General features: G+C 61.0%; 9 protein-coding genes and 2 tRNA genes. 2 read left to right on the forward strand and 9 right to left on the reverse strand.

Annotation, left to right across the window (positions count from 1 at the left end):
• Window positions 1–43: 43 nt before the first annotated feature.
• From glmM to ftsH, 5 genes are all read right to left on the reverse strand, one after another.
• Window positions 44–1,396: a phosphoglucosamine mutase gene (glmM, locus tag EB812_RS00770; RefSeq protein WP_118228942.1), complete on the reverse strand. Its 1,353-nt coding sequence runs from the start codon at window positions 1,394–1,396 to the stop codon at window positions 44–46.
• 21 nt (window positions 1,397–1,417) lie between these two features.
• Window positions 1,418–2,368, reverse strand: coding sequence for a CdaR family protein (locus tag EB812_RS00775; RefSeq protein WP_118228941.1), 951 nt, complete (start codon window positions 2,366–2,368; stop codon window positions 1,418–1,420).
• Window positions 2,355–3,092: a diadenylate cyclase CdaA gene (gene cdaA, locus EB812_RS00780; protein WP_118228940.1), complete on the reverse strand. Its 738-nt coding sequence runs from the start codon at window positions 3,090–3,092 to the stop codon at window positions 2,355–2,357. Before cdaA ends, EB812_RS00775 begins: the two co-directional genes overlap by 14 nt.
• A 106-nt stretch (window positions 3,093–3,198) precedes the next feature.
• Window positions 3,199–4,077 (reverse strand): dihydropteroate synthase, encoded by an 879-nt coding sequence (folP, locus tag EB812_RS00785; RefSeq protein WP_118228939.1) that lies wholly within the window; start codon window positions 4,075–4,077, stop codon window positions 3,199–3,201.
• Window positions 4,064–6,070 (reverse strand): ATP-dependent zinc metalloprotease FtsH, encoded by a 2,007-nt coding sequence (gene ftsH / locus EB812_RS00790; RefSeq protein WP_130957736.1) that lies wholly within the window; start codon window positions 6,068–6,070, stop codon window positions 4,064–4,066. Before ftsH ends, folP begins: the two co-directional genes overlap by 14 nt.
• A gap of 305 nt (window positions 6,071–6,375) precedes the next feature.
• On the opposite strand from ftsH, the gene EB812_RS00795 reads away from it, so the two are divergent.
• A tRNA-Sec gene (locus EB812_RS00795) sits at window positions 6,376–6,469 on the forward strand.
• Between the two features lie 340 nt (window positions 6,470–6,809).
• On the opposite strand, the gene EB812_RS00800 is transcribed toward EB812_RS00795, so the two are convergent.
• Window positions 6,810–6,886 (reverse strand) — tRNA-Met (locus EB812_RS00800).
• 77 nt (window positions 6,887–6,963) lie between these two features.
• The gene (locus tag EB812_RS00805) at window positions 6,964–7,761 is read right to left on the reverse strand and encodes an undecaprenyl-diphosphate phosphatase (RefSeq protein WP_118228938.1); all 798 of its coding nucleotides are present in this window, start codon (window positions 7,759–7,761) and stop codon (window positions 6,964–6,966) included.
• A gap of 132 nt (window positions 7,762–7,893) precedes the next feature.
• On the opposite strand from EB812_RS00805, the gene EB812_RS00810 reads away from it, so the two are divergent.
• Window positions 7,894–8,085 (forward strand): hypothetical protein, encoded by a 192-nt coding sequence (locus EB812_RS00810; RefSeq protein WP_118228937.1) that lies wholly within the window; start codon window positions 7,894–7,896, stop codon window positions 8,083–8,085.
• Between the two features lie 211 nt (window positions 8,086–8,296).
• Here EB812_RS00810 and metG read toward each other — a convergent pair whose 3' ends face one another.
• Window positions 8,297–10,285, reverse strand: a complete 1,989-nt coding sequence (gene metG, locus EB812_RS00815; RefSeq protein ID WP_130957708.1) for a methionine--tRNA ligase — start codon at window positions 10,283–10,285, stop codon at window positions 8,297–8,299.
• Between the two features lie 23 nt (window positions 10,286–10,308).
• Window positions 10,309–11,370 (reverse strand): PSP1 domain-containing protein, encoded by a 1,062-nt coding sequence (locus EB812_RS00820; protein WP_118228935.1) that lies wholly within the window; start codon window positions 11,368–11,370, stop codon window positions 10,309–10,311.
• Between the last annotated feature and the right edge of the window lie 131 nt (window positions 11,371–11,501).

Below are 11,501 nucleotides of genomic sequence, written 5' to 3' on the forward strand. Positions count from 1 at the left end.
CATGGAGACCTGCGGCGGACCGCATCAAAATTGCGTGACGGCTTCAGCGCAGTTCGCGTTCCACCACTGCGGCCAGATCCTGAGCATACTGCCGGACCTTGTCGGGATGCTCACCCTCCACCATGACACGACAAAGCGCTTCTGTGCCGGAATAACGCAGCAGCACCCGTCCCCGCCCCGCCAAATCCTGTTCCACTTGGGCTACGGCCGCGCCGATGGCCGGACGTTCCTCAAAGGGCAGACGTTTTTCCACCCGCACGTTGATGAGGGTTTGGGGCAGGGGCGTGAGCAGCCCGGCCAGCTGGGAAAGGGGCTTTTCCTTCTCGCGCATGATGCGCAGGATCTGCAGGGCGGCCAGCAGGCCGTCGCCGGTAGTGCTGTAACGGTGGAAAATCAGATGGCCGGACTGTTCGCCGCCCAGCATGGCGCCCTCGCGGCGCATGGCCTCCATGACGTAGCGGTCGCCCACCTTGGTGCGCAACAAGGTGCCGCCGTGCTCGCGCATAAAGATTTCCAAAGCCATATTGCTCATGGCCGTGGCCACCAGCAGGTTGCCCGGCAGTTCCCCCCTGGCCATCATGGCCTGGGCGCACATGGCCATAAGCTGATCGCCGTCCAGGATGGTTCCGTGCTCATCCACTACGATGAGTCGGTCAGCGTCGCCGTCCAGGGCAAGGCCCACGTCGGCGCGTACCTCGCGCACCTTGGCCGCCACCAATTCCGGATGCAGAGAGCCGCAGTGCTCATTGATGTTGGTGCCGTTGGGATTGGTGCCCAGGCGAAAAACCTCGGCCCCCAGCTCTTCCAGGGCCAGGGGGGCCACTTTGTAGCTGGCGCCGTTGGCGCAGTCCACCACAATACGCAGGCCGGAGAGGGTCAGCTGGGGCGGAAAGCAGCTTTTGGTGTACACGATGTAGCGGCCGCCCGCATCTTCTATCTTGCTGGCCCGCCCTACTCCACGCGCATCGGGGTACGGCCAAGCGAAGTCGGGGGCAAGCACCATGCGGGCGATTTCGTCTTCGGTTTCATCGGGCAGTTTGTAGCCTTCTGCGTCAAAGAACTTGATGCCGTTGTCCTGAAAAGGATTGTGCGAAGCAGAAATGACCACGCCCAAATCTGCACGCATGCTGCGCGTAAGAAAGGATATGGCCGGCGTGGGCAGAGGACCGGTCATGATCACATGCATGCCGGCGGCGCACAGCCCTGCCGTAAGCGCCGACTCAAACATATAGCCTGAAAGGCGCGTATCCTTGCCGATGACCACCTTGTGCTGATGCTCCCCACGACGGAAACGTACGCCGGCGGCCAGGCCCAGGCGCAAAGCCACGTCCACGGTCATGGGGGCCGTGTTGACCGTACCGCGCAGACCATCCGTGCCAAAAAGACGTTCAGCCATATTCTGCCTCTGGATTACTGTCTACTGTTTTTTCTTGTCGGCGGGATTGTTGCGGGTCACCGTTGCCGCTTCGGTGACAGGATTAAGCAGGGTCATACCTTCAGGCAGGCGGAAGCGCAGTTCCACATCCTTGCTTTTGCCCGGATCCAGATCAGGCGGCGTGACGCTGACCTCCAACTGTCCAAGATATTTGCTGCTTTTTGCCAGGGCTTCGGGCACTTCCACCATAACGGTCACTTCGTCGGGCGTGACGGTGTAAGCGCGACGGTTTTCTCCGGAAATTTCAATTCTGCAGCGGCGGCTCACCACTGTACGCCCGCTGGTAATGGTGTACTGCACCCGTACCGAGGAAGGATTGGCCGTGACCATGCCGGGCGTATCCAGAGGGATGGTCTGGTGCACGGTGGTGCCGGCAGCCTTGGGGTCCAGCATGATGGTCAGGGGCACATTGGCAATATCTTCCACTACGGCTTCCGGCCCGCGCAGAACCACAGTGGCAGGGGTTACGCTCACGTTTTCCACTGTAAGGGCGCCGCCCTTGAGGGGCGAATCCACAATGGCCCGCACGGGTACGCTACGCTCCAGCAGGTTGTCCGCCTTGATGACAATGCGCGGGGGCTGCACGTCGATGAGCTCAAAGGCGCGGAAGCCCGGTCCCAGGTGTTCGGCTGTGAGGGGCACCACAGTCGTGCCTTTCTTGATGTTGGAGAGGTTTACGGCCTGGATGAGCTTGCGTTGGGTTACGGAGCGCAGCAGCGTTTCCGGCCCGCGCAGACGCACCGTGGCCTTGGTGATAAGGCCGTCGGTGATGACCAGATTGGCCGGGATACCGTAATAGTCCAGATTAACGTCAAACTGGGCTTCCAGCCTGTCCCGCACGCTGACCATATACCACATGCCCACAGCAATAAGGACGGAAAGTAAAAATGAAAGCAAATGGGGCGGACGACGGGAAGGGTCAGACGATTTCATTGAGCACCTGCCTCAGGCGGGCCGCGTCCAGGGCGCGCACCAGCTCGCCCTTCATGGCCAAAGAAATTTCGCCCCGCTCTTCAGAAACCACAATGGCCACGGCGTCGCTTTCTCTGGTAATGCCCAGGGCCGCGCGGTGGCGTGTGCCAAAGCTCTGCCCTTTGGCCACGGCTAAGGGCAGAATGCAGGCGGCCGCTGTGATCCTCCCGTGGCTCAAAATGACCGCGCCGTCGTGCAGCGGAGCCTTGGGGTAAAAAATATTCATGAGCAGACGGCGGGAAAGCTGGGCGTCCACCCGCACGCCCTCGCGTTCAATCATGTCACCCAGGCGCATGCTGCGCTCCACCACAATCAGCGCGCCTACGCGCAGGCGCGCCATTTCCACGCAGGCGGCTACCACCTCTTCCACCGCGTCCTGCTGCAGGCCCCGTTTGCGGAACAGACGGCTGGCCCCCATTTCGCCCAATGCCTGGCGAATGTCAGACTGAAAAATAACAACAATAAGGATAAACAGGGAACTAAAAATGTGCTGGAGCAGCCAAGTCAGGGTATAAAGACCCAGAATATTTGAAACAAAATAAAGGACCGTCAGCAGCCCAAGGCCCGTAAGTACAGCCAGAGCACGTGAGCTGCGCAGCATCTGAATGACCTGGTAGAGCAGCACGCTGACCACGGCAATGTCCATGGCATCGCGCCAGTCAAAGGCAATGTGCTCCAACCCCATAAATGTTCCTTGCTGCAAAAGTACGGGGACCGAAAGTCCCGTGGCTTGCCATACGCGCTCTGCGGGCCCGTGTCCAGAGGCCTGGGACGCAGTGCGCCGGCCAGGGTCAGCGCTGGCCGGTCAGGACGGCCGCCACGGCCAGACTCTGCCGGGCTGCTTCCACCCGGTGCACCCGGTGCCAGAAGACGCCACGGATCCGCAGCAGGGCTGTGGCCGTATCTGTGGCCGTGCCGCGAGCCGCAGGCTGCAGCCCCAGCAGGCCGCCGAATACGGATTTCATGGAAAGCCCCATGAGCACGGGCCGCCCCAGCGTGAGCCAGTCTTCAGGGTGGGCCAGCAAGGTCAGGTTATGCTCCAGGGTTTTGCCAAAGCCGATGCCAGGGTCCAGCACGATTCTGTCTTCCGGCAGACCGGCGCGCACCAGGCGGTTCATTTCGCGCTCAAAAAAGGCTCTTACGTCGCGCCGCACATCGTCGTAACGCGGATCGCGCTGCATGGTGTCTGGTCGACCCTGGCTGTGCATGAGCACATAGCCGGGCTTGTACTGCACCAGCACGTCCAGCAGGGCCGGATCAAAGGCACAGGCAGAAATATCATTGATGATGGTCACACCTTGCGCGAGCACAGCGGCCGCAGTGGCGGCGTGGTAGGTATCTACAGAAAGCACGGCGGCCGGGGCCTGACGGCGCAGGCCAGCCAGTACCGGCAACAGGCGGGCCAGCTCCGCCTGCGGGTCCAAGGCGGCCGCGCCGGGACGGGAGGATTCCGCGCCCAGGTCCAGGATGTCTGCCCCCTGGGCATGCAGGCGCAGCGCATGAGCCAGGCCGAGGGGCCCGTCCGGGTGGCTGCCGCCGTCATAGAACGAATCGGGCGTGAGGTTGACGATACCCATGACGCCAAAGGGGGCGGGCGTGGTCAGCGCCCTCCCCCCCAGAATATGCCAGGCCGAAGCCGTGGCGGCGGCAGCGCCGCTAGTGGTTGTCATTATCCCGTGAATCCTTGGAATCGACCGGCCGCGCGGGAGCGTCGGAATCCGGCTCCAGCGTGAAGTCCGCATTTTTGTCGGACGGAGCAGCGGCGCCCGTGCCATCAGTGGGGTCGGTTGCGACGGGGGCGGCGCCAGAGTCGCCGCCCTGCCCTTCGGGCGCAGCCGGTTTGACGGGTTTGCCGTTGCTGTCCAAAGGGGGCAGATCCTTGTTTTCCAGCAGCAGGTCGAGGTCGCTGCCCGTGATGGTTTCGCGTTCCAGCAGGGCCGCAGCAATGCGGTGGAGCACCTCCACGTTGTCCTGCAGCAGTTTAAGGCAACGGCTATGGGCCTCTTCCACAATCCGCTTGACTTCAGAATCCACCAGGCGGGCGGTGTCTTCACTGAAATTTTTGTTCTGCACCCATTCCCGGCCGATAAAGACTTCTTCGCCTGTCTCGCCGATGGAGAGCGTGCCCACGGCCTCGCTCATGCCCCATTCGCAGACCATTTTGCGGGCCAGCCGGGTGACGCGCTCAATGTCATTGGAAGCGCCGGTGGTGATGTCGTCAAAAATAATTTCTTCGGCTACGCGACCGCCCAGCAGCACTACAAGATTGTTGCGCAAATAGGAGCGGGAATAGCCGTGGCGGTCTTCCTCCGGCAGCTGCATGGTCACGCCCAGAGCCCGCCCGCGCGGGATGATGGTGACCTTGTGCACCGGGTCAGATCCGGGCAGCAGGCGGGCGCACAGGGCGTGGCCGCCTTCATGGTAGGCGGTGATGCGCTTTTCTTCTTCAGAGAGGATCAGGCTGCGGCGCTCACGGCCCATGAGTACTTTGTCCTTGGCGTACTCAAAATCGCGCATGTCCAGACGGTCCTGATTGAGCTTGGCGGCCTGCAGGGCGGCCTCGTTGACCAGGTTTTCCAGATCAGCGCCGGAAAAGCCCGGCGTGCCCCTGGCCAGGACTTCCAGATCCACATCGCCGGCCAGCGGCGTGCGTTTGGTGTGCACTTCAAGGATACGGCGACGGCCGCGCAGGTCGGGGGTGGGCACCACCACCTGACGGTCAAAACGGCCAGGCCGCAGCAGGGCCGGGTCCAGCACGTCCGGGCGGTTGGTGGCGGCAATAAGGATGACGCCCTCGTTGCTTTCAAACCCATCCATTTCCACCAGCAGCTGGTTCAGAGTCTGTTCCCGCTCGTCGTGGCCGCCGCCCAGGCCCGCACCGCGTTGCCGGCCCACAGCGTCAATTTCATCAATAAAAATAAGACACGGAGCGTTTTTCTTGCCCTGAACAAAGAGGTCGCGCACGCGCGAAGCGCCTACGCCCACAAACATCTCCACAAAATCAGAACCGGAAATGGAAAAAAACGGCACGCCCGCCTCACCCGCTACGGCGCGGGCCAGCAGGGTTTTGCCCGTACCGGGAGGGCCCACCAGCAATACACCCTTGGGAATACGACCACCCAGCCGCGTGAATTTTTTGGGGTTGGAGAGAAACTCCACCACTTCCTGCAGTTCTTCCTTGGCCTCATCCACCCCCGCCACATCGGCAAAGGTGACGCGCGCGCCTTCTTGGTTGAGCATGCGGGCGCGTGAGCGGCCAAAACTCATGGCTTTGCCGCCGCCGCTCTGCATCTGACGCATAAAGAATATCCATACGCCCACCAGCAGCAGCATGGGGAACCAGGAAACCAGCAAGGTCATGTACCAGGGCTGTTCTTCCGGCGGCTCAGCCTTAACTTCAACTTTTTTCTCAATAAGGCGGTTGACCAGGCCCAGATCCTGAGGCGCATAGGTCTGCACGGTCTTGCCGTCCGCAGTTCTGCCAGTGAGGGTGTGCCCTTGAATGGTTACGGACATAACCTGCCCGTTGTCCACCTGACTGAGAAAGTCAGAGTACGGCACCCGCTGCATGACGCCTTGCGGTTGCTGGAACATATTGAAAAGCATGACCATAGCCAGGACGATAATCGCCCAGAGCATCAGGTTGCGGCTTATCTGGTTCAACATTGCCTCCGTAACGTTTTCCGTACGCGGGGGCGCACGGCCAAGGCCGGACAAACGGCCCGCACCCATACCGGAATACTACCTGTTCGCGCTCGGTGTCAAATATCTTTAAAGGGGAACAGCCCCCAAGGGGCGTTGCCTGGGCTTATATAAGTCCGCAACAGCGTTTGGCAATGTGCCATCCTGCAAAAATCGGCCTGAGGCATCTTGGCCTCGGTACGCACTACCTCTACGACTGGGGCCACAGGCACAGTCTTTAATCCCCTTGCGCAGCAGCGTTTTTTTGCCTATGTTGCCTTCAGCGCGGAGGCGTTTCGTCACCGGTGTGGCGCCCGGTCTTCAAAACCGGTGGCAGGCTTTACGGTCTGCGGTAGGTTCGACCCCTATGCGCCTCCGCCAAGTTTGCTCAGTGCCGCCATTATCCAGGACGGTTTCAGCTAACCCCTTTGAGGCCTTGCTGCAGAGGGGGCTTTTTATATTGCCGCTCTTTGCAACGCTTTTCGCTGCACTGTCGGCCGTCACAAGCGCGACCGCTTCTCTTTGAGGTTGGGGGAAATCGGTCCGCAGCTCTGTCGGAAAAACTGCCCGTTGAAGGGGCTTGCCCCCGTCTTTGGTGTAGAGCCGTCTTTGGTGTAGAGCCGGCTTGCCCCCGTCTTTGGTGTAGAGCCCCTACAGGCAGCACAAAAAACAAAGAGCCCCAAGGCCTTTTAGACAACCTTGGGGCTCTTTGACAAATTTGTGGTAGCAAGGGAGGGATTTGAACCCCCGACACTGCGGGTATGAACCGCATGCTCTAACCAACTGAGCTACCTTGCCATGTCAGCCGCTGTTCAACGGCGCGACGCATTCAATACAAAATTTGCGTGCCGCTGGCAAGAATTTTTTTACAGAAATCAGTAGACCATGAAAAAATAAACCAGCGGGGCCAGCACCAGCCGGTATACGGCAAAGGGGATGAGGGTCATGCGCCCCACCAGGGCCACAAAGGCCTTTACGGCCACCAGGGCGGAAAGAAACGAACCGATCATGCCCACAGCAAAAAAAGGCAGGTCTGCCGCGGAAAACAGGCTCCAGCTTTTGAGCAGATCGTAGCCCGTGGCCGCCACCATGATGGGTACGGCCGCGATGAACGAATACTCCGCCGCCAACGGCCGCTTGGCCCCCAGCATCATGCCGCCCATGATGGTGGCCGCCGAGCGTGAAAAGCCCGGCCACAGGGCCAGACACTGGAAGCAGCCGATGCCCAGCGCCAGGCGCGGCGTCATATCGTCCAGGGTGATGCAGGTAGGCCGAAACTTGCGCCTTTCCACCAAGATCATGCAGAACGCGCCCACCACCAAGGCCAGCAGCACGGTGCCCGGACGGAACAGGTATTCCTTGATATAATCGTGCACAAGCAGCCCCATGACGCAGGCGGGCAGCGAAGTGAGCATCAGTAGGGCAATGCCGCGCATGCCGGCGAAGCGCATGTAGGGCTGTGGCCGCAGCAGCCCCCAGAAGCGCTGCCGGTACAGCACCGCTACAGCCAGAATGGCCCCCAACTGGATGACCACCTCAAAGGTAGCGGCCCTTTCGCCCACAAAATTGAGCAGATTTCCCACCAGAATGAGATGCCCGGAAGAGGACACGGGTAAAAATTCCGTAATGCCTTCCACAATACTCAGAATCAGCGCTGTAAGCAGGTTGTCCATATATATTTTCCCTGGTCGCGCCAGAGGGCGGCGCGACACGGTTCAGCGGTTTAGCAAAAAGACCGCAACCGGGAATCGGCATTGCCAAATCCCGCTGCGGCGGCTATAGTCAGGGGAAAAAGGAAGTGTTCCATGAGCAGCATCATGCCACAAGGCGAACTGGTTCGCAAAGCCGCCGCCTACCTGGCGGAGCAACGGGCCGCACATCCCGGCAAAAGCCTGGCCACGCTTCTGGATGAGGCGGGCATGCGTTTCAACCTCACCCCGCTGGACGCCGCCGCCCTGGAGCGGCTCTTTCGCCAGTCCTGTCAGGACAAAAGGTAGCAACGGCCGCTTCCACCGGGCTTATGTAAAGCCCGGCCCTGGTCAGACTGGGCCTGGTTGGCATAGTATAGGTCGGATCGCCGGGCCTGCTCCCTTTGGAATCCGTACAGCCGAGGCCGCCTTCGGCAATGCCCGTCAGGCTCCGGCGCACTCCATTTATTGGCCGTAAACGGCGCCCGGTCGCGGCAGGTTCGCACCGGGCGCACAGGCCTTACGCAATCCGCCCGCCGTTGGGCACGGGCTTATCCACGCTGAGCAGGGCCAGCGTCGCGTCGTCTCCAGCCGTCAGCACCATTCCCTGAGAAACCAGCCCACGGATGGTGCGCGGCGGCAGATTGAGGATGGCGCAGACCTGACGGCCCACCAAGGCTTCAGGCGCATAATGCGCCGCCAGGCCGGAGAGTATCTGCCGGGGCTCGGCTTCGCCGAAGTCTATTTCCAGTTTCAGGATGCGGTCGGCGTTGGGGTGTTTTTCCGCCCGCAGCACCGTGCCTACCCGCAGGTCCAGAGCCTGAAACCGGCTGAATTCCACCAGCTCTTTTCCCGCCCCGTCCGTTCCGGTCGCCACAGTGGCCGGAGTTTTTTTGTCGGCAGGCTTTTTAGTCTCCTGCACGGCTTTGGCTGTACTTTTTTTGTCGGTAGGCGCTTGCGCGTCCTTTTTGACCTCGATGCGCGGAAAGAGGTTGGAGGTCGCCGCCAGGGTTGTGCCCGGCGCGAGCCCGTCAAAAGTGTCCACCTCGTCTTCCAGCCGGGGCACGGGAGGCGCTTTGGGCGGCACCGTCTGCCCCAGCTGCTCCAGCATGCGGGCCGCAGCCGTGGGCATGACCGGCCAGAGGCAGAGGGCCGTCTTGCGCATGGCCGAAAGCAGCACATACATCACCGTACCGAGCCGCTCCATATTACCCTGCTTGTACAGAGTCCAGGGGGCCTGAACATCTACATATTTGTTCAAGGCGCGCACCAGTTCCCACAAGGATTCCAGCCCCTGCGCAAACTGCACGTTGCCGAAAAGCTGCGTAAAATTCCGCATGGCCGTGGCGCAGAGCTCCACAACGGCCAGATCCGCCTCCTGAAAAGCCGCGGGGCGGGGCACGACGCTGCCAAAATATTTGCCGCTCATGGACAGCACCCGGCTGAAGAGGTTGCCCAGGTCGTTGGCCAGGTCTGCATTGATACGGCCTGTAAGGGCCTCATCGCTGAAGCTGGCGTCGGAACCGAAGTGCATTTCACGCAGCAGAAAGTAGCGGAAAGCGTCTGCGCCGAAGCGTGCGCTCATGGCCTCCGGCTCCACCACATTGCCCAGGGATTTTGACATCTTGGTGTCGCGCACCAGCCAATAGCCGTGCACGTTGAGGTGGCGGTAGAGAGGCAGGCCGGCGGCCTTGAGCATGGTGGGCCAGAACACGGCGTGGGGTTTGAGAATATCCTTGGCCACCAGATGTTCGCCGGGCCAGTAGCGGGGGTAGTCTGCGCCGTCGGGCCAGCCCAGAGCGCTGATGTAGTTGAGCAGGGCGTCAAACCAGACGTAACAGACGTAGTCCTTGTCAAAGGGCAGCTCTATGCCCCAGGTCAGGCGCGATTTGGGCCGCGAGATGCAAAGGTCTTCCAGCGCGCCTGATTCCAGCATGGCCAGCACTTCAGAGCGGTAGCGCTCCGGCCGGATAAAGGAGGGGTTCTCCTCAATGTGCTGTTTGAGCCAGGGCAGATACTTGGACATGCGGAAAAAATAATTTTTTTCGCTGATGTATTCCGGCTTGGTCAAATGCTGAGGACAGAGGCCGTTTTCCAGCTCTTTTTCCGTATAAAAGCGTTCGCAGCCGTAGCAGTAGTGCCCGCCGAACTCGCCGAAGTAAATGTCGCCCCGGTCGTAAACCCGTTGCAGAAAGGTCTGTACCGCAGCCATGTGCTGCGGGTCTGTGGTGCGCACAAAGCGGTCGTTGGCTATATCCAGGTGGGGCCAGAGGGCCTGGAAGCGGCCGCTGATGTCGTCTACAAACTCCTTGGGCGTTTTGCCCAGCTTTTCCGCCGCCTGCACGATCTTGTCGCCGTGCTCGTCTGTGCCGGTAAGAAAGAGCGTGTCCTCGCCCAGCAGTTTGTGGTAGCGGGCCATGGCGTCGGCCACCACCGTGGTATAGGCGTGCCCCAGATGGGGGCGGGCATTGACGTAGTAAATGGGCGTGGTGATGAAATAGCTGTTCACGGGGGGCTCCGTTGCTTGTGACGTCATTGATCTGCTTCAGAGGTTTGCGGTTTACGGCGGCGTTTGCGACGCGGCTTGCCGACCCCGGCCTGGGCCGGATCGCCTGCAGCGCTTGTGTCGCCCGTTGCGGCAGGGGCGCACTCCGCTCCTTCAGGCGCAAAGTCATGGTCCACGCTGTCCACAGTTTCCGGAGAAACGGAAACCACCAGCAAACCGTCGCCCTGCGGCGGCCTGGCGGGCTGTCGCCCCTGCGCGGCGGCATTCTGCGGCGCTTCGGGACGGAAAGGAGAAAGGGCCTGCCATTCATCCAGATGAATTTCCTGCTCCTCGCCGCTTTCTGTCAGCACCGCTATGGAATTGCGGAACAGGTTGGCCCGCAAGACCTTCATGGGGCCCTTATCCGTCTGATAGCGTTTGCCCAGACGGGGACAATGGCGATGGAAATTGTCGTAATTTTCCTGCTCATAGGCCAGGCAGCAGAGCAGGCGACCGCAGATCCCGGAAATTTTTGCGGGGTTCAGAAAAAGGTTTTGTTCCTTGGCCATACGGATAGTCACAGGGGCGAACTTGCGCAGGTAGCGGCGGCAGCAGCAGACCATGCCGCAGTTGCCCACGGCCCCCACCATCTGGGTTTCGTGGCGCACGCCGATCTGGCGCAGCTCAATACGCGCCCGGTATTCGCGCACCAGATCCTTGACCAGGTCGCGGAAGTCAATGCGGGCGGGCGCGGTGAAGTAAAAAATCAGCTTGCTGCGGTCAAAAAAAACTTCCACATCTACCAGCTTCATATCCATGCGGCGTTCACGGATACAGCGGCGGCAAAAGGCCGTGGCTTCAGCGGCCAGACGGTCATTCTCCTCCCCCTGGCAGATATCTTCCGGGCTGGCTTGACGCAGAATCTGCGGCAGATCTTCGTCGCTCCGCCCTTCCGGCAGTTCTGCCGGGCCGGAAACCACGCGGCCCAGAGCTGAACCCTGTTCCGCAGCAACAAGCACGTAGTCTCCCGCCTTGAGCTCAAACGGCCCCTGATAGTAACTGGTCTGCCCCAAAGGGCGGGAGCGGACGCCATACACGGGCGAGGACATGGGCACGGCACACCTTTTATTAAAAGATTTCCAAAACAATTCTTTTCGGCCATTACCGCCCCGCTGTCAACTCCGCCCTCACGGCGCGGGCCGCGCCTTGCCTTCACCCCGCCCCTGCCGTACACTGGCAG

The sequence above is a fragment of the Desulfovibrio legallii genome (genome assembly GCF_004309735.1).
GTDB lineage: Bacteria > Desulfobacterota > Desulfovibrionia > Desulfovibrionales > Desulfovibrionaceae > Desulfovibrio > Desulfovibrio legallii.

Coding starts and splice junctions, on each gene's coding strand:
- folP (WP_118228939.1), bottom strand. CDS start 4,077: ATGACAACCACTAGCGGCGCTGCCGCCGCCACGGCTTCGGCCTGGCAT.
- glmM (WP_118228942.1), bottom strand. CDS start 1,396: ATGGCTGAACGTCTTTTTGGCACGGATGGTCTGCGCGGTACGGTCAAC.
- EB812_RS00805 (WP_118228938.1), bottom strand. CDS start 7,761: ATGGACAACCTGCTTACAGCGCTGATTCTGAGTATTGTGGAAGGCATT.
- cdaA (WP_118228940.1), bottom strand. CDS start 3,092: ATGGGGTTGGAGCACATTGCCTTTGACTGGCGCGATGCCATGGACATT.
- EB812_RS00820 (WP_118228935.1), bottom strand. CDS start 11,370: ATGTCCTCGCCCGTGTATGGCGTCCGCTCCCGCCCTTTGGGGCAGACC.
- EB812_RS00775 (WP_118228941.1), bottom strand. CDS start 2,368: ATGAAATCGTCTGACCCTTCCCGTCGTCCGCCCCATTTGCTTTCATTT.
- EB812_RS00810 (WP_118228937.1), top strand. CDS start 7,894: ATGAGCAGCATCATGCCACAAGGCGAACTGGTTCGCAAAGCCGCCGCC.